17 protein-coding genes are annotated in these 16,963 nt (G+C 70.4%); 2 read left to right on the forward strand and 15 right to left on the reverse strand.

Translation table 11 applies throughout. The features are described from left to right. Positions 1–112: 112 nt before the first annotated feature. Genes FK219_RS06810 through FK219_RS06820 form a run of 3 tightly spaced genes read right to left on the reverse strand, consistent with a single transcriptional unit; the run spans position 113 to position 2,459 of the window. Positions 113–568 carry a hypothetical protein gene (locus FK219_RS06810; protein ID WP_152583444.1) on the reverse strand — a complete coding sequence of 152 codons (456 nt, stop codon included), beginning with the start codon at positions 566–568 and terminating at the stop codon, positions 113–115. After that, positions 565–1,785: an MraY family glycosyltransferase gene (locus FK219_RS06815; protein WP_152583445.1), complete on the reverse strand. Its 1,221-nt coding sequence runs from the start codon at positions 1,783–1,785 to the stop codon at positions 565–567. Before FK219_RS06815 ends, FK219_RS06810 begins: the two co-directional genes overlap by 4 nt. Continuing rightward, entirely contained in the window at positions 1,782–2,459 is a 678-nt protein-coding gene (locus FK219_RS06820; RefSeq protein ID WP_152583446.1) for an L-threonylcarbamoyladenylate synthase, read from the reverse strand. Before FK219_RS06820 ends, FK219_RS06815 begins: the two co-directional genes overlap by 4 nt. Before the next feature lie 37 nt (positions 2,460–2,496). Here FK219_RS06820 and FK219_RS06825 point away from each other — a divergent pair, with 37 nt between their 5' ends. Together FK219_RS06825 and FK219_RS06830 are read left to right on the forward strand one after the other, a co-directional pair. Continuing rightward, the gene (locus FK219_RS06825; protein WP_152583447.1) at positions 2,497–3,123 is read left to right on the forward strand and encodes an HAD family hydrolase; all 627 of its coding nucleotides are present in this window, start codon (positions 2,497–2,499) and stop codon (positions 3,121–3,123) included. 73 nt (positions 3,124–3,196) lie between these two features. Continuing rightward, the gene (locus FK219_RS06830; RefSeq protein ID WP_152583448.1) at positions 3,197–4,129 is read left to right on the forward strand and encodes a Rossmann-fold NAD(P)-binding domain-containing protein; all 933 of its coding nucleotides are present in this window, start codon (positions 3,197–3,199) and stop codon (positions 4,127–4,129) included. Here FK219_RS06830 and FK219_RS06835 read toward each other — a convergent pair whose 3' ends face one another. The 12 genes from FK219_RS06835 to FK219_RS06890 all read right to left on the reverse strand — a co-directional run bounded on the left by FK219_RS06835 (position 4,130) and on the right by FK219_RS06890 (position 16,958). After that, the gene (locus FK219_RS06835) at positions 4,130–4,369 is read right to left on the reverse strand and encodes a hypothetical protein (protein WP_152583449.1); all 240 of its coding nucleotides are present in this window, start codon (positions 4,367–4,369) and stop codon (positions 4,130–4,132) included. It lies immediately after the preceding gene. A gap of 22 nt (positions 4,370–4,391) precedes the next feature. Then, on the reverse strand, positions 4,392–4,787 hold the full coding sequence (locus FK219_RS06840) for an antitoxin (RefSeq protein WP_210416787.1): 396 nt from the start codon (positions 4,785–4,787) through the stop codon (positions 4,392–4,394). Next, positions 4,784–5,254 (reverse strand): helix-turn-helix domain-containing protein, encoded by a 471-nt coding sequence (locus FK219_RS06845; protein WP_152583450.1) that lies wholly within the window; start codon positions 5,252–5,254, stop codon positions 4,784–4,786. The genes FK219_RS06840 and FK219_RS06845 overlap by 4 nt, the downstream gene beginning before the upstream one ends. A 48-nt stretch (positions 5,255–5,302) precedes the next feature. Further along, complete coding sequence (gene prmC, locus FK219_RS06850; protein ID WP_152583451.1) at positions 5,303–6,202, reverse strand: peptide chain release factor N(5)-glutamine methyltransferase; 900 nt, start codon at positions 6,200–6,202, stop codon at positions 5,303–5,305. After that, positions 6,199–7,281, reverse strand: a complete 1,083-nt coding sequence (gene prfA / locus FK219_RS06855) for a peptide chain release factor 1 (RefSeq protein WP_152583452.1) — start codon at positions 7,279–7,281, stop codon at positions 6,199–6,201. Before prfA ends, prmC begins: the two co-directional genes overlap by 4 nt. Before the next feature lie 3 nt (positions 7,282–7,284). After that, positions 7,285–9,402, reverse strand: coding sequence for a transcription termination factor Rho (gene rho / locus FK219_RS06860; protein ID WP_328821632.1), 2,118 nt, complete (start codon positions 9,400–9,402; stop codon positions 7,285–7,287). Positions 9,403–9,581: 179 nt separating this feature from the next. Beyond that, entirely contained in the window at positions 9,582–10,535 is a 954-nt protein-coding gene (thrB, locus tag FK219_RS06865; protein ID WP_152583454.1) for a homoserine kinase, read from the reverse strand. Further along, positions 10,532–11,614, reverse strand: a complete 1,083-nt coding sequence (gene thrC, locus FK219_RS06870) for a threonine synthase (RefSeq protein WP_152583455.1) — start codon at positions 11,612–11,614, stop codon at positions 10,532–10,534. Before thrC ends, thrB begins: the two co-directional genes overlap by 4 nt. Then, the gene (locus FK219_RS06875; protein WP_152583456.1) at positions 11,611–12,939 is read right to left on the reverse strand and encodes a homoserine dehydrogenase; all 1,329 of its coding nucleotides are present in this window, start codon (positions 12,937–12,939) and stop codon (positions 11,611–11,613) included. The genes thrC and FK219_RS06875 overlap by 4 nt, the downstream gene beginning before the upstream one ends. After that, positions 12,936–14,357, reverse strand: coding sequence for a diaminopimelate decarboxylase (lysA, locus tag FK219_RS06880; protein WP_152583457.1), 1,422 nt, complete (start codon positions 14,355–14,357; stop codon positions 12,936–12,938). Before lysA ends, FK219_RS06875 begins: the two co-directional genes overlap by 4 nt. Positions 14,358–14,466: 109 nt before the next feature. Beyond that, positions 14,467–15,288 (reverse strand): LmeA family phospholipid-binding protein, encoded by an 822-nt coding sequence (locus tag FK219_RS06885; RefSeq protein ID WP_152583458.1) that lies wholly within the window; start codon positions 15,286–15,288, stop codon positions 14,467–14,469. A 2-nt stretch (positions 15,289–15,290) separates the two neighbouring features. Then, positions 15,291–16,958 carry an arginine--tRNA ligase gene (locus tag FK219_RS06890; protein WP_152583459.1) on the reverse strand — a complete coding sequence of 556 codons (1,668 nt, stop codon included), beginning with the start codon at positions 16,956–16,958 and terminating at the stop codon, positions 15,291–15,293. Between the last annotated feature and the right edge of the window lie 5 nt (positions 16,959–16,963).

Raw genomic sequence — 16,963 nt, forward strand, 5'->3', positions numbered from 1 at the left:
GCGCTCAGGGGAGTCTCCAGAATCGGGGCATCACGGGGTCATGACGCGGCGATCGGCATCGATTACTCCACCCTACCAACAGTTGGAGCGCCCGGCCGAATCGAGGTCAGCGCTACGAGGAGCCGGGCAGGGTGATGTCGCTCACGTAGGGCACGCGCCCGCGCGACACGGCCACGAGGTCGGTCACGAGACCGCCGAGGACGGCGATCACGAGGGTCACGAAGAGCACGACGGGGTCGACGAAGGAAGCCTCGCGCAGGGTGAACACGAGCACGAGGAACACCACGAACTTGAGCAGCCAGGCGCCGAGCACGAGGGCGAAGAACACGGGCGAGAGCAGGTCGCCCTTCGTGATCCGGTCGGCCAGCAGGATGCTCGCGGCGGTCACGGCGAGGAAGACGAAGCCCATGCCGGCGCCGATGAGCGCGCTGAGAAGCCCGGGAAGCTCGCTCACGAGCGCGCCGACGACGCTGCCGACGACGGCGATCGCGGCGAACAGAGCCGCGCCGTAGAGGAGGGAGAGCCGCAGGACGGGTGCGGCGCTCGAGCGAGGGGGTGTCGTGGTCATCGGGAAGTCTCCGCGGGGGTCGTCGGGGCCGTGGTTGTAGCCAGGGCCGTGGTTGTTGACGTGGCAGTGGTGTCATCGTCGTTCGTCGCGTCCGCTTCGAGCGATTCGGCGTCGTAGGACTCGACGGCGCGCCGCTTCTCGCGCGTGAGGGGGGCGAGCGTCACGAAGGCGCACGCGATGAGGCCCACGATGATCGCGGTGAGCGCCCACCACCAGGCGACGAACATGAACAGGAGGGTGCCGATCGCCACGACTGCCGTCCACGCGTAGAAGATGAGGACGGCGTGCAGGTGCGAGTGGCCCATGTCGAGCAGCCGATGGTGGAGGTGCTTGCGGTCGGCGCTGAATGGCGACTTGCCGGCGCGCAGGCGGCGCAGCACGGCGAGGCCGAAGTCGAGCAGCGGCACGACGAGCACGGCGAACGGCAGCAGGATCGGGATGAAGGCGGGCAGCAGCTGACCTGCGTCGACCGCGGCAGGGTTGATCTGGCCCGTCACGGTGACGGTGGAGACGGCGAGCAGGAGCCCGACCACGAGCGCTCCCCCGTCGCCCATGAAGATCTTCGCGGGGTGCCAGTTGAAGGGCAGGAACCCGGCGACGGCCCCCAGCAGCACGGCCATGAGCAGCGAGGCGAGGTTGAACGCGGTCTGCGAGGTGTTGATCGCGAGCAGGTAGCTGTAGATGAAGAAGACGCCACCGGCGAGGAGCGTGACGCCGGCGACGAGGCCGTCGAGGCCGTCGATGAAGTTGACGGCGTTCATCACGAGCACGACGGCGAGCACGGTGATGATGAGGGAGAGGTTCGGCGAGAGGATCGTGATGCCGCCGATGGGCAGGGAGAGGATCTGAACGCCCGCCCAGGCGAGGAACCCGCCGACGAGCAGCTGCCCGGCGAGCTTGGTGAGCCAGTCGAGGTCGTAGAGGTCGTCGACGACACCGATGGTGAGCATGACGAGAGCGCCGACGACGATCGCGAGCAGCGGGAAGGGGTCGGCGTAGACGAGTCGGAACCAGCTGATCTGGGAGGCGGCGGCGAGGGCGACGAGAATGCCGACGGCGATGGCGATGCCGCCGAGACGGGGGGTGGGTGTCGTGTGCACATCCCGATCGCGGATGCCCGGATAGATCTTGAAGCGATGGCCCAGCCGCAGCACCGCCCACGAGGCCCCGAAGCTCACGACGGCCGCGATGAGCCCGACGAGCACGTAGAAGGTCACGCCAGGCGCTCCGTACCGACGATGCGCGCGAGCTCCTCGGCGGAGATGACGCCCTGCCGCAGGATGCGCAGCCTGCCCTCGGGCAGGTGGAGGCTCGTCGCGTCGACGATGGTCGACCCGGGGTCAGCACCGTCAGCGGGGGGCGCCCCGACCTCGCCGGCGTCGAGGTAGACGCTCACGCGATCGCCGAGCATGGCCTGCGCCTCGGCGGCGGTGCGCGCAGCCGGTTCACCGCTGATGTTGGCGCTCGAGACGGCCAGCGGACCCGTGTCGGCGAGCAGATTCAGGGTGTAGCGATTGTCGGGCATCCTCAAGGCGACCGTTCCGCGAGTCTCGCCCAGATCCCACGCGAGCGATTCGCGCGCCTCGACGATCACGGTGAGGCCACCGGGCCAGAACTTCTTGACGAGCGCGGTCACCTCGTCGGGCACCGTCTCGGCAAGGGCGGCGAGAGTCGGGATGCCCGGGATGAGGACGGGAGGCGGGGCGTCCCGCCCGCGCTCCTTGGCGTCGAGGAGGCGCTGGACGGCTTCAGCGCGGAAGGCGTCGGCGGCGACCCCGTAGACCGTGTCGGTCGGCACGACGACGAGCTCGCCGCGTCCGATGGCGCCGCGCGCGGCCCGCAGACCCTCGAGGAGTTCGCTCTCGTTCGAGCAGTCGTACACCGTGGCCATGATGCCTCTCATCGTAGTAGGGCAGACTGGCGCTCTCATGAGCCTGCTGTTCCTCTTCGACATGGACGACGTTCTGTACGACTACGACTGGCGGGCGCGCATGGCGTCGCTCACGGAGCGCAGCGGGCACGACCTCGCCGAGCTGCGCCGGCGCTGGTGGGTCAACGGGCTCGAGTGGCGGGCCGAGGCGGGCGACCCCGCCGACGCGCACGAGTACTTGGCGAGCGTGTGTGCCGCGATCGGCACGGAGGTCTCGCGCGAGGACTGGGTGCGGTTCCGTGCCGAGGCAACGACCGCGCGGCCCGACGAGCTCGACGCCGTGCGGCGCGCGGCCGAGCTCGGCAGGGTCGCGCTGCTGACCAACAACGGCATCCTCATCCACGAGCACCTGCACGAGGTCGCCGCCGAGCTCGTCGACATCATGGGCCGTGACAACCTGCACGCGAGCGCCATCTTCGGCGCGCGCAAGCCCGACCCGGTCGTCTTCGAGCGCGCGATGGCGCACTACGGCGCGGTCGCCGAGAGCACCTTCTTCACGGATGACCGGCTCGAGAACGTCGAGGGCGCCCAGTCGCTCGGCATCACCGCGCACCACTACCGCGATGCGGCCGGCCTGCTCGCGGCCATCGAGGCCTTCGCGGCGGAGCGCGAAGCCGCCGCCTAGCGTCGGCCCTGGCGCCGGGCCCTGGCTCGGGGCTCTGGCTCGGGGCCCTCGCGGCGGAGCCTAGGCTTCAGGCATGACCCCGCCCGATGCCTCATCCGAGCTGCTGCGCCTCGGTGTGATGGCGACATCGCGCGAGGGCCAGGTGCTGTGGGGCTGGCCGCACTGCGTGCAGGATCCCGAGATCACGCAGCTCGCCATCGACAAGAGCCTCACGCTCATCGCGTGGGAGGCCATGAACCACTGGCGCAGCGACGGCAGCTTCGGCCTGCACGTCTTCCACAAGAACAATGAGCTCGCCGGGTACTGCTCCGTCATCCACGCCCTGCAGCTGTGCGGCTCGACCGGCGACTACGGCCGTCGCCTGACCGCGATCGTCATCGGCTTCGGAGCGACCGCACGCGGTGCCGTGACGGCGCTCAATGCTCACGGCGTGCACGATGTGCGCGTGCTCACGAACCGCGACATCGCCGCCGTCAGCTCACCGATCCCCTCGGTCGACATCGTGCAGTTCGAGCATGACGACGCCTCCCCGTCGGCGAGCACCGTGAACACCGATGAGGGGCCGGTCGCCCTGCCCGAGTACCTGTCGAGGAACGACATCGTCGTCAACTGCACGCTGCAGGACCCGAATGCACCGCTGACGTATCTGCGTCTCGACGACCTCGACGCCTTCCGCCCTGGGAGCCTCATCGTCGACGTGTCGATCGACGAGGGCATGGGATTCAGCTGGGCGAGGCCGACGTCCTTCGCCGACCCAATGTTCACGGTCGGCGACTCGACGAACTACTACGCGGTGGATCACACCCCCACGCTGCTGTGGAACTCGGCGACCTGGGAGATCAGCGAGGCGCTCATGCCGTTCCTCCGCACCGTGATGGAGGGGCCGGCGTCGTGGGCGTCATCCGACACCATCACGCGAGCGATCGAGATCGAGGGTGGCCGCGTGCGCAACGAGGCGATCCTGACCTTCCAGGGGCGGTCGGCGGAGTACCCCTACCCGGCATAGTCACTCGAGAAGATGCGGGAGAATCCCGTACAAGAAGCCAATCAGCGACATCAGCAACGCTCCCCCGCCGGCAATCCTCATCTGGGTCGGCGTCGATCGCTCCGCCGCCTTCAAGGACGACATCGTCGAGGCTGATTCCAGCAGTTTTCGGTTCGCATCCGCAGCCTGTCGAGCGAAAACCAGTGTCAGCACCCCGATCGCGAACAGAGCCGCTGTGATGATCACGCCGACTGGATTCACGTCTGCACCCTCCCCTTCCATGTCAGTGCTCGGCGAGCAAACGATCAACGATCTCCGGGATGCGGACAGTGACTGCCGCCCAGAAGAGGTCGTCGTTCATGCCGACGTAGCCCGCGTGCGAGGCGATGTTCCGAGTTGCCTTGATCGCAGTGATTTCGTCCGGGGTCAGCCGCTCGGCGAGGTTCGCGAACTCAGGGCGCTCGAGAAGCGCCGCGAGCCGGATGACAACCATGCTCGCGACGTCGTAGTGGGGCGCTCCCTCTGCGAAAGACTCGCGACCCGCCTCGATGACGGACTCGCACCGGTGCAGGATGCGCTGCAGCTCGTTTCGGATGTTCTCAGCGTCCGTGCTCGCACGTCGATCGGTGTCGCTTCGTGGCCGTGGCTCGAAGCGGCGCGCATCGCCCCTGTCAGTCACAGTGCGACAGCCTCGAGTGCCGCCTCCGCGGCCTGCGGCGAGACGGCGGTGTCTGTGACCACGTCGACCGGGAACCCGGTCAAGGCGCGCACCTCCTCGGCAAACAGCGCCAGGTCGAAGAGGTCGACGCGCGGACCAGGCGACACGAGGAGGTCGATGTCGCTGTCAAAGTGGTCTTCTCCGTGGACAGTCGAGCCGAACACCCGAACCCTCTCGATGCCCCGCCGTGCCGCGATCGCGGTGATCTGATCGGCGTAGTCGGCAAGGGGCAGTGACGGGCGATAGTCGGCCGCACGCAGCACTCTCTCGAGCATCTCGTCTGAAGCCGCGCGCGTGCCCTTCTCCATCTGCGCGAGACTCGGCTGGCTGATTCCGGCGCGGCGCGCCAGCTCGCTCTGGGTGAGCCCAGCGTCGAGTCGAGCCCGGCGGATGAGCTCGCCGGGCTGAGTCGTGGAGAAGCGAGCCATGCAGCGAATATATCACCGCGCTATATCCCGACGAAGGGGATGCGATGCTCAGCGGGTGGCGGTTGTGGCGCGGTCGCGGCCGAGCAGGTCGCGGTGGTGGGCGATCGCGCTCCAGCCGTCGGCGCGCAGGAGCGCGGCGATGTCGGCGGCCTGCAGCTCGCCGTGCTCGAGCACGAGCGTGCCACCCGGGTGGAGCAGGCGGCGGGCCGTCGTCGAGACCGCGCGCACGGCATCCAGCCCGTCTTCTCCCCCGTACAGCGCGTGGGCGGGGTCGAACAGGCGCACCTCGGGGTCGCGTGGCACCGCGTCGCGGGGAATGTACGGCGGGTTGGAGGCGACGACGTCGACGGTGCCGTCGAGCTCTGGCAGGACATCCGCGAGGTCGGCGAAGACGGTGCGCACGCGGTCGTCGCCCCAGCGGCGCACGTTGCGGTTCGTCCAGACGAAGGCGGAGGGCGAGTTCTCGACGGCGACGACGCGCGCGTGCGGCACCTCGACCGCGAGGGCGAGGGCGATCGCGCCGCTGCCCGAGCCGAGGTCGACGGCGAGCGGGTGCGGCGAGGCAACGTTCAAGAGGGCGTCGATCGCGTGCTGCACGACCTGCTCGGTCTCTGGCCGCGGCACGAACACGCCGGGGCCGACCTCGAGCTCGAGGGTGCGGAAGCCCGCACGGCCCGTGATGTGCTGCACGGGCTCGCGGCTCGCGCGGCGCTCGATCGACTCGGCGATGATCATGCGCTGCTCGGCGTCGAGGGGTGCGGCGATGAGCGCCTTCGCCTGCACCTGGCCGCGACTGCAGCCGAGCACGTGGCCGATGAGCAGGTCGGCGTCGGCCTCCGGAGTCGGGATGCCCGCCTCGCGCAAGCGGTCGATCGCGTCGGCGCGCACAGCGGCGAGATCCGGGGCGAGCGCGGGCCCGGTGGTCGTGCTCACGTCGCGGTCGCTCACGCCGTCTCGTCGCCGAGAGCGGCCAGGCGGGCCTCCTCGTCGGCGGCGATGCACGACTCGATGACGGGGCCGAGGGCGCCGTTCATGACGCCGTCGAGGTTGTAGGCCTTGAACCCCGTGCGGTGGTCGGCGATGCGGTTCTCGGGGAAGTTGTAGGTGCGGATGCGCTCCGAGCGGTCCATGCCGCGAATCTGGCTCTTGCGGGCATCGCTCGCGAGAGCATCCCGCTCCTCCTGCTGCTTCGCGAGAATACGGGCGCGCAGGACGCGCATGGCGGCCTCGCGATTCTGGATCTGGCTCTTCTCGTTCTGCATCGACACGACGATGCCGGTCGGCAGGTGCGTGATGCGCACGGCCGAATCGGTCGTGTTGACCGACTGGCCGCCGGGGCCGGAGGAGCGGAAGACGTCGATCTTGAGGTCGTTCTGGTTGATGTCGACCTCTTCAGGCTCATCCACCTCGGGAAAGACGAGCACGCCCGTCGTCGAGGTGTGGATGCGCCCCTGCGACTCCGTCGCCGGCACACGCTGCACGCGGTGCACGCCGCCCTCGTACTTCATGCTCGCCCACACGCCCTGGGCCGGATCGGTCGAGGTCGACTTGATCGCCGCCTGCACGTTCTTGTACCCGCCCATGTCGCTCGTCGTCGAGTCGAGCAGCTCGACCTTCCAGCCGCGCGACTCGGCGTAGTACGTGTACATGCGCAGCAGGTCGGCCGCGAAGAGCGCCGACTCCTCGCCGCCCTCGCCGCCCTTGATCTCCATGATGACGTCGCGCCCGTCGTCCGGGTCGCGCGGGATGAGGAGGCGGCGCAGGTTCTCAGTACGGTCGACGAGCTCGGTCTCGAGCGCGGGCACCTCGGCCGCGAAGGCCTCGTCGTCCTTCGCGAGCTCGCGGGCGGCCGCGAGGTCCTCCCCCGCCTGCTGCCAGTGCTCGTGGGCGGAGACGATGCGGCTCAGCTCGGCGTAGCGGCGGTTGAGCTTCTTCGAGCGCGCCGGGTCGGCGTGCACCGCGGGGTCCGCGAGCTGGTTCTGCAGCTCGCGGTGCTCGGCGATGAGCGCGTCGACGGATTCGAACACGGCCTAGTCGACCTTGTGCGCGCCCGCCGCCGGCAGGGACTTCTGCACGGCGACGAGGAACTCGACGTTCGAGCTCGTCTCGCGCAGCTTGCCGAGCACCATGTCGAGCGACTGCTGGGTGTCGAGGCTCGCGAGCGCGCGGCGCAGCTGCCACGTGACCTTGACCTCGTCGGCGCCGAGCAGCATCTCCTCGCGGCGCGTGCCCGAGGCCGAGATGTCGACGGCCGGGAAGATGCGCTTGTCGGCGAGCTGGCGCGAGAGCCGCAGCTCCATGTTGCCGGTGCCCTTGAACTCCTCGAAGATGACCTCGTCCATCTTGGAACCGGTCTCGACGAGCGCCGTCGCGAGGATCGTGAGCGAACCGCCGTCCTCGATGTTGCGCGCAGCGCCGAAGAAGCGCTTCGGCGGGTAGAGCGCGGCCGAGTCGACGCCACCCGAGAGGATGCGCCCGCTCGTCGGCGCCGTCACGTTGTACGCGCGGCCGAGGCGGGTGATCGAGTCGAGCAGCACGACGACGTCGTGCCCGAGCTCCACGAGGCGCTTCGCGCGCTCGATGGCGAGCTCGGCGACCGTCGTGTGGTCCTCTGCGGGCCGGTCGAAGGTCGAGGCGATGACCTCGCCCTTGACCGAGCGCTGCATGTCGGTGACCTCTTCGGGCCGCTCGTCCACGAGCACGACCATGAGGTGCGCCTCGGGGTTGTTCTTCGCGATCGCGTTGGCGATGGCCTGCAGCACGAGGGTCTTGCCCGCCTTGGGGGGCGAGACGATGAGGCCGCGCTGGCCCTTGCCGATGGGGGCCACGAGGTCGATGATGCGCGTCGAGAGCATCGTCGGGTCGGTCTCGAGGCGCAGTCGCTCGGTCGGGTAGAGCGGCGTGAGCTTGCTGAACTCGACGCGCGAGGCGGCCTCCTCGATCGACTGTCCGTTGATCGAGTCGACGCGCACGAGCGCGTTGTACTTCTGACGCCCCTGGTTCTCGCCCTCGCGCGGCTGGCGGATCGCACCGACGACGGCGTCGCCCTTGCGCAACTGGTACTTCTTGACCTGGCCGAGCGAGACGTAGACGTCGCTCGGGCCCGGCAGGTAGCCGGTCGTGCGCACGAACGCGTAGTTGTCGAGAACGTCGAGGATGCCCGCCACGGGGATGAGCACGTCGTCGTCGCTCACCTCGGGCTCGGCGTCGTCGCCACCCGGGCCTCGACCGCGCTTGCGGTCACGCCCGCGACCGCGACCGCGGCCCTCGGAATCCTGATCGGCACGCTCAGAGCGCTCGGGGCCCTTAGTGCCGCCCTGGTTCTGGTTGCCCTGGTTGTTCTGGCCGCCCTGGTTGCCGCGGCCCTGGTTGCCGTCGTCCTGGCCGCCGTCGCCCTGGCCGCCCTTGGCCGCCTGGTTCTGGTTGCCCTGGTTCTGGCCACCCTGGTTGCCGCCGCGGCCACGGCCGCCGCGCGTGCCGCTGTCGCCGCCGTCGCTGTCGGAGCGCTCGCCACCGCGGTTGCGGTTGCGACCACGGCCCCGACCGCGACCACCCTGCGAGGAGTCATCGCCGTCGGCATCGTCGCCCTGCGACCTGTCGGATTGCTCCGCCTTGTAGGACTGGTCGGCCTTGTCAGACTGCTCGGCCTTCGCGGGCTGCTCGGTATTGTTCGACTGGTCGGACTTCTCCGGCTGGTCGGACTTCTCCGGCTGGTCGGCCGTGTCGGCCTGCTCAGCGGTCGCAGGCTGCTCGACCTTCGCGGATTGCTCGGAGGCCGCCTGCGGCGTCACGGTGTCCGTCGTCGCACGGCGTGAGGAGCGGCGACGCGGTGCGGCCTCCTCGGCTGCCGGCGCGCTCGCTGCCGCCTGCTCGGGCTGGTCGGCCGCAGGCGCGGCCTGCGTGGACTGGTCGGCCGCGGGCGCGGCCTGCGTCGACTGGTCGGCCGCCTGAGCGGCCTCGGTTGACGCGTCGCTAGCGGAGTCTTTCGGCGAGCTGTTCTGGATGGCGGCCACGAGGTCTCCCTTGCGCAGTTTGGACACACCGGGGATGCCTCGCTCGGTCGCCAGACGCTGAAGGTCGGCGAGCTTGAGCGTGGTCAGATCGGTGGGGGTGCCCGTCGCAGACGACGGTGCTGTGGAATCGGTCACGGGGTTCAAGGTTCCTTTCGTCTCCACTGGCGAGGAAACGCTCAGGGAGGATGCTCTGCATTGAGCCCCCTCGATCGAGAGGCGACGCGAGGAAGAAACCGGTGACGGTGTCGTTCACGCGTGGCGCGTACGAGACGGGGAAACTCAGAGCTGAGGGTGAATTCCGGTCGGATCGTGGGCTAGGCCGCAGCGTCCGCCGAACGTTCGATAACTGTAGCACCCTTGAAATCGACGGCCAGCATGTGCGACTCCCACGGCGTGGTGGCGTGGCTGCGCACGAGCTCTGCGGCCTTCAGGCGCTGCGCCGGGTCACTGCACAGGACGAGGATCGAGGGGCCCGCACCCGACACGACGGCCGCGAAGCCCGCGGTGCGCAGAAGCTGGATGAGAGCATCCGTCTCGGGCATGGCGCTCGCCCGATAGCTCTGGTGCAGGCGGTCCTCGGTGGCGGCGTGCAGCAGCTCGGGGCTCTGGATGAGGGCCGCGATGAGGAGGGCGGAGCGCGAGACGTTGAAGATCGCGTCCTGGTGCGGCACCGACTCGGGCTGGAGCGAGCGGGCGAGCGCCGTCGACATGGTGCTCGACTCGGGCACGCACACGAGGAGGGAGACTCCGCGGTGGACGGTGAGCCGCTTGTGCTGCGGCCCCTCGGGAGTCACCCACGCGATCGTGAGGCCGCCGAAGAGCGCGGGGGCCACGTTGTCGGGGTGGCCCTCGAGCTCGGTCGCGCGCGCGAGCAGCGCGTCGGAGTCGAGGTCGACGATGCCGGCCAGGAGGCCCTTGGCGGCCATGACGCCCGCGACGATCGCGGCGCCGGAGGAGCCCATGCCGCGCCCGTGCGGAATCACGTTGTTCGCCACGAGGTCGAGCCCGGGCATGGGCACCTCATAGTGGTCGAAGGTGTGCCGGATCGCACGCACGACGAGGTTCGTGTCATCGGTGGGCACCTCGCCCGCGCCGACACCGCGCACATCGACGGTCGCGCCGGGCGCCTCGCGCACGGTCACCTCGAGCTCGTCGTAGACGGAGAGCGCGAGACCGAGCGTGTCGAAGCCGGGGCCGAGGTTCGCGGTCGTCGCCGGCACCTTGACGTGCACGCTGCGCCCGGCGAGCCGGGGGTCGACCGCGGTCACGCGCTCACCCGCTGCAAGCCGAGCACCGAGGCGACCTCGGCGGTGTCGACACCGACGACCGTGGGCTGCACGTCGACGCCGTCGGGGCCCTTGAGAGCCCACTGCGGGTCTTTGAGCCCGTGGCCCGTGACCGTGAGCACGACCGTCGAGCCGGCCGGGATCGCGCCCGCCTCCGCTCGCTCGAGCAGCCCGGCGACCGAGATGGCACTCGCGGGCTCGACGAAGATGCCGACCTCGCGCGAGAGCAGACGGTGCGCCTCGAGGATGCCGGCGTCGTCGATCGCCCCGAAGTAGCCCCGGCTGTCATCCCGCGCGGTGAGGGCGAGCTCCCACGATGCCGGGTTGCCGATGCGGATCGCGCTCGCGATCGTCTCGGGGTGCTTGACGGGCTCGCCGAGGACGATCGGCGCGCTGCCCGCGGCCTGGAAGCCGAGCATGCGCGGCATCTTCGTCGTCGTGCCGCGCTCGAGCTCCTCGCGGTAGCCGCGGTGGTAGGCGGTGTAGTTGCCCGCGTTGCCGACGGGCACGATGTGGAAGTCGGGGGCGTCCTCGAGAACCTCGACGACCTCGAACGCCGCCGTCTTCTGGCCCTCGATGCGATCGGGGTTGACCGAGTTGACGAGGTGCACGGGGTAGTTCGCGGCAAGGTCGCGCGCAATGTCGAGGCAGTCGTCGAAGTTGCCCTGAATCTGGATGAGTTCGGCCTTGTGGGCGACGGCCTGGCTGAGCTTGCCCATCGCGATCTTGCCGTCGGGCACGAGCACGGCGGCGGTGATACCCGCGTGCGTCGCGTACGCGGCGGCGGAGGCGGAGGTGTTGCCGGTCGACGCGCAGATGACGGCCTTGGCACCGTGCTCGACGGCCTTCGAGATCGCCATCGTCATGCCGCGATCCTTGAACGACCCGGTGGGGTTCATGCCCTCGTACTTCACGAAGACCTTCGCGCCCGTGCGCTCCGAGAGGTACCGCGCGGGGATGAGGGGCGTGCCGCCCTCTCCGAGCGTGATGATGGGGGTCGCCTCGCTGATGTCGAGACGATCGGCGTACTCGCGCAGCACGCCCTTCCACTGCCTGCTCATGAGAGCCCTTCTACTCGCAGCACGCTCGCGATGCGGTGCACCACGCTGCTGCTGGTCAGTGCCGCGACCGTTGCGGCGAGATCGGCCTCTGCGGCCCGGTGAGTACCGATCACCAGGGTAGCGGCGGCGGCTGACGGCTCCGAACCAGGCTCGGTCTCGGGGACGGTCTGCTCGAGCGTCTCGACCGAGACGCCGTGCTCGAGGAACACCGCGGCGATCGCGGCGAGCACGCCCGGCTCGTCGAGCACCTCGACGGTGATCTGATAGCGGGTCGTGATGGAGGAGATCGGCAGCACCGGGAGGTCGGCGTGCGTGCTCTCGGCAACGCCGGGGCCTCCGACGACGTGCCGGCGCGCAGCCGAGACGACGTCGCCCAGGACGGCCGAGGCCGTCTGGATGCCGCCCGCTCCGGCCCCGTAGAACATGAGGGGCCCGGCCGCCTCCGCCTCGACGAAGACGGCATTGTTCGCGCCGTGCACGGCCGCGAGCGGGTGGGTGTCTGGTACGAGCGCGGGGTAGACGCGGGCCGAGACGCCGTCGACCCCGTCGGCATCGCTCAGGCGCTCGCAGATCGCGAGCAGCTTGACGACGTAGCCGGCCTTGCGCGCGGCGACCACCTGGTCGAGGGTGACGCCCGTGATGCCCTCGCGGTGCACCGACTCGATCGGCACGAGCGTGTGGAAGGCGAGGCTCGCGAGGATGCCGGCCTTCTGCGCGGCGTCGTAGCCCTCGATGTCGGCGGTCGGGTCGGCCTCGGCGTAGCCGAGCTCGCCCGCGATCGCGAGCGCCTGCTCGAGCGACTCGCCCCGCGTGTCCATGCGGTCGAGGATGAAGTTCGTCGTGCCGTTGACGATGCCGAGGATGCGCTCGACGCGGTCGCCCGCGAGCGAGTCGCGCAGCGGCCGGATGATCGGGATCGCCCCGCCGACGGCGGCCTCGTAGTAGAGCTGCGCGCCGACCTGGCCGGCCGCCTCGAACAGCTCGGGGCCGTGCGTGGCCATGAGCGCCTTGTTCGCCGTCACGACGTCCGCGCCTGAGGCGAGCGCCTGGAGGATGAACGTACGGGCCGGCTCGAGACCGCCCATGAGCTCGACGACGATGTCGGAGCCGAGGATGAGCGACTCGGCATCGGTCGTGAGCAGCTCGCGCGGCAGCTCGACGTCGCGCGGAGCATCCACGTCGCGCACCGCGATGCCCGTGAGCTCGACGCCGGCGCCGATGCGGGCCGCCAGCTCGTCGGCGTGGGTCAGCAGCTGGTCGGCGACCTGGGCGCCGACGCTGCCGGCCCCCAGGAGGGCGATGCGGAGGTTGCGGTACTCGATCACTCGGAGACTCCTTGGTCGATGGGGTTGTAGCCGGTGTCCCGGCGCAGCAGGTCATGCTCGGTCTCCCGGCGCACGAGGGTGCGGGCCGTGCCGTCGCGCACGGCGACGACCGCCGGGCGCACGAGGTAGTTGTAGTTGCTCGCGAGCGAGAAGCAGTAGGCGCCCGTCGCGGGCACCGCGACGAGGTCGCCCGCCGCGACGTCGCCCGGCAGCCAGTCGGCCTGCACCACGATGTCGCCGCTCTCGCAGTGCTTGCCGGCGAGGCGCACGAGCACGGGGTCGACGGCCGAGCTGCGGCTCGCGAGCCGCACCGAGTAGTCGGCGCCGTAGAGTGCGGGCCGCGCGTTGTCGCTCATGCCGCCGTCGACGCTCACGTAGCGGCGCACGGCGCTGCCGCCGTCGTCGAGCGCGACGGCGACATCCTTCGTCGTGCCGACCTCGTAGAGGGTGACGCCCGCGGGCCCGACGATCGTACGCCCCGGCTCGACCGCGACGGCCGGCATCGGGATGCTCAGCTCGCGGCACACGCCCGCCACCGCCTCGGCGAGCCCCGTCGCGATGTCCTCGATCGCGGGCGGTGCGTCGCCGACGACGTAGGCGATGCCGAAGCCGCCGCCCAGGTTGAGCTCGGGAACGTCGCCCCCGGCGAGCAGCTCGGCGTGCACCGCGAGCAAGCGCCGGGCAGCTTCGAGAAAGCCGTCGAGACGGAAGATCTGCGAGCCGATGTGGGAGTGCAGGCCGAGGAAGCGCAGCGACGGCCGCGCGCGGATCGCGCCGACCGCGTCGCTCGCGTCGGCGAGCGGGATGCCGAACTTCTGGTCCTCCCGCGCCGTCGCGAGGTACTCGTGGGTGTGCGCGTGCACTCCCGAGTTGATGCGCAACCGCACCGACTGGGTGCGGTCGTGGCGCTGCGCGGCGTCGGCGACGCGCTCGACCTCCTCGAGGCTGTCGAGCACGATCGTGCCCACGCCCGCGGCGACCGCACGGTCGATCTCGGCGAGCGACTTGTTGTTGCCGTGCAGGCCGAGCAGCGCGGGGTCCACTCCCGCGGCGAGGGCTACCGCGAGCTCGCCGCCGCTCGCGACATCCAGCCGGAGGCCCGCCTCGACCATCCAGCGGGCGACCTCGGTCGTCAGGAGAGCCTTGGAGGCGTAGTAGACGGTCGCGCTCGAGCCGTGCGCCGCGAAGGCCGAGACGAAGGCCTCGCGCGTGCGCGCGGCGCGGGCTCGGGCATCCGCTTCATCGACGACGTAGAGGGGTGTGCCGTAGTCGGCGGCCAGGCGGCTCGCCGAGACTCCCCCGATCGCCAACTCGCCGGAGGGCGTGCGCTGCGCGGTGGCCGGCCAGAGCGGCGACTCGAGCGCGTTCGCGTCACCGGGGCGGATGAGCCACGGCGGAGCAAGCGGATTGTCGAGCACGGGAAACACCTCACGGGGAAATCTGCATGTGTTGTGAGGCGAGCGAACCCGGCTTGGTCCCTGAAGCCGCAGCTAGTCTAGCCGCGTCGCCGCGGGCGCTGCCCGCGCGTCAGCCGCAGGAGCCGAGCTCGGCGAAGCCCGGGCCACCCAGGGCGGTCTCCTCGGCCGCGAGGACGATGACGAGCTGCTCGTCACCCACCTGCACCGAGGTGAGGGTCAGTGCGGAGGGCAGAAGCTCGGCGACGCAGAAGTCGCGGGAGTCCAGCAGCGGATCCACGATGCCGCCGAACTGCGAGCGCAGCGCCTCGACGTCGATGCTCTGGCCGTTGAACTCGATGCTGCGCGGAGTGAACGCCAGGCGGCCCTCATCCACGGAGGGTTCGACGCCGATCGCGAGGTCGAAGCTCGCACCGAAGATCTCGAAGCCGGTGCCGAATCGGATCAAGCGGTCGTCGAGCGCGATGTCGTTCACGACCGTGCCGGCGAGGAATCCGGAGAGGCCCGCGAGGTCGCCCTCCGCCACGCGATAGACGGCCTGCAGCTTCTCGGTGGGCTGCTCGAGGTCGAGCGGCACGCCCGAGGCGATGATCTCGAGGTCGCCGCGCAGCTCCCCCACCGGGAGGTCGGGCACGTCGACCGTGACGCCGTCGAGCTCACCGCCGGCGAGCTGCGCGAGCACCGAGAACCCGACGAACTCCACCTCGACCGGGTGGTCCTCCTCGAGGGAGAAGACCTCCCGCACCTCGGTGGCGATGAGCAGGGTGCCCTGCTGGCGCGCGATCGACTCGCCCACGACGGCCGCGGCGACGAGCGCGCCGAAAAGCGCGAGAACGACCCCGACGGCGATGAGGATGCGCCGCCGTCGGCGGCGATCGTGCGGCGTGGCCTCGCCCGCGGACTGCTCCTGCTGCTCGCTCGCCGGGTCGGTCACGGTTACATCCTCTCCGGGGCGGACACGCCCAGCAGGGTGAGGCCGTTGCGCAGCACCTGGCCGGTCGCATCGCTCAGCACGAGCCGCGTGCCGTGAACGGGCTCGACGGCGTCATCGCCCTGCGGTGTCACGCGGCACGAGTCGTACCAGCGGTGGAACGCCGCGGCGAGCTCCTCGAGGTATCGCGCGACGCGGTGCGGCTCACGCAGCGACGCGGCCTGCGCGACGATGCGGGGGAACTCGGCGAGCGCCCCGAGCAGGATACTCTCGGTCTCGTGGGTGAGCAGGCTCGCGTCGAAGCGCGCGGCGTCGACCCCCGCGGCCGCCGCGTTGCGCGCGACCTGGTGGGTGCGGGCGTGCGCGTACTGCACGTAGAAGACGGGATTGTCGTTCGTGCGCTTGCGCAGCAGCTCGGGGTCGAGCGTGAGCGGCGAGTCGGCCGGATAGCGCCCGAGCGAGTAGCGCAGTGCATCCGTACCCAGCCATTCCCGCAGGTCATCGAGCTCGATGATGTTGCCCGCACGCTTCGACAGGCGTGCGCCGTTGATGCTCACGAGCTGCCCGATGAGCACCTCGATGTCGCGCTCCGGGTCGTCGCCCGCCGCACCCGCGAGAGCCTTGAGGCGGTGCACGTAGCCGTGGTGGTCGGCGCCCAGCAGGTAGATCGTGAGGCCGAAGCCGCGATCGCGTTTTGACAGGTAGTAGGCGGCGTCGGCGGCGAAGTAGGTGTAGACGCCGTTGCCGCGGCGGATCACGCGATCCTTGTCGTCGCCGAAGTCGGTCGTGCGCACCCAGATCGCGTCGTCCTCGTCGAAGACGTGGCCCTGCACGCGCAGGCGGTCGACGGCCTCGTCGATGGGGCTCGCGCCCGAGGCCGGGTCGGCAGCGTGCAGCGTGCGCTCACTGAACCACACGTCGAAGTGCACGTTGAACAGCTCGAGCGACGACTGGATCTCGGCCAGCTGCCACGCGTAGGCGAGCTCGCGCGCTACGAGGATCGCCTCGGCGCGCGGCAGCTCGCCCAGGTCGGGGCGCTCGACGAGCGCTCGGGCTCCGAGCTCGGCGACGTACGTGCCGGGGTACGCGCCCTCGGGCGCGGGCTCACCCAGAGCGGCGGCGAGCACCGACTCGCCGAAGGTGTCGATCTGCGCTCCCGCGTCGTTGATGTAGAACTCGCTCGTCACGGCCGCGCCCGCGGCGGCGAGCACGCGGCGCAGGGAGTCGCCGAGGGCCGCCCAGCGGGTGTGACCGATGTGGAGCGGCCCCGTCGGGTTCGCCGACACGAACTCGAGGTTGATGACCTCGCCTGCGAGGGCGTCGTTGCGGCCGTAGGCCTCGCCCTGCTCGACGATCGCCCGCGCGAGCTCGCCGGCGGCGCCCGCCTCCAGGCGGATGTTGAGGAACCCGGGGCCGGCGATCTCGACCGCGGCGACACCCTCAATCGCGAGGATGCCCGGCTCGAGCTCCTCGGCGAACGCGCGTGGGGGCATCCCGAGTCGTTTCGCCCACTTGAGGGCGACCGAGGTCGCCCAGTCGCCGTGATCGCGGTTGCGCGGGCGCTCCAGAGCGATGTCGTCGACCGTGAGCGAGGCCGCCTGACCGGCGTCTCGTCGCTCGACCGCGCCCTGGACGACGGAGAGCAGAGCGGAGGCGAGGTCGGCGGGATTCACGACTG

Source organism: Microcella pacifica (genome assembly GCF_009371975.2).
In the GTDB taxonomy this organism is placed as follows: domain Bacteria; phylum Actinomycetota; class Actinomycetes; order Actinomycetales; family Microbacteriaceae; genus Microcella; species Microcella pacifica.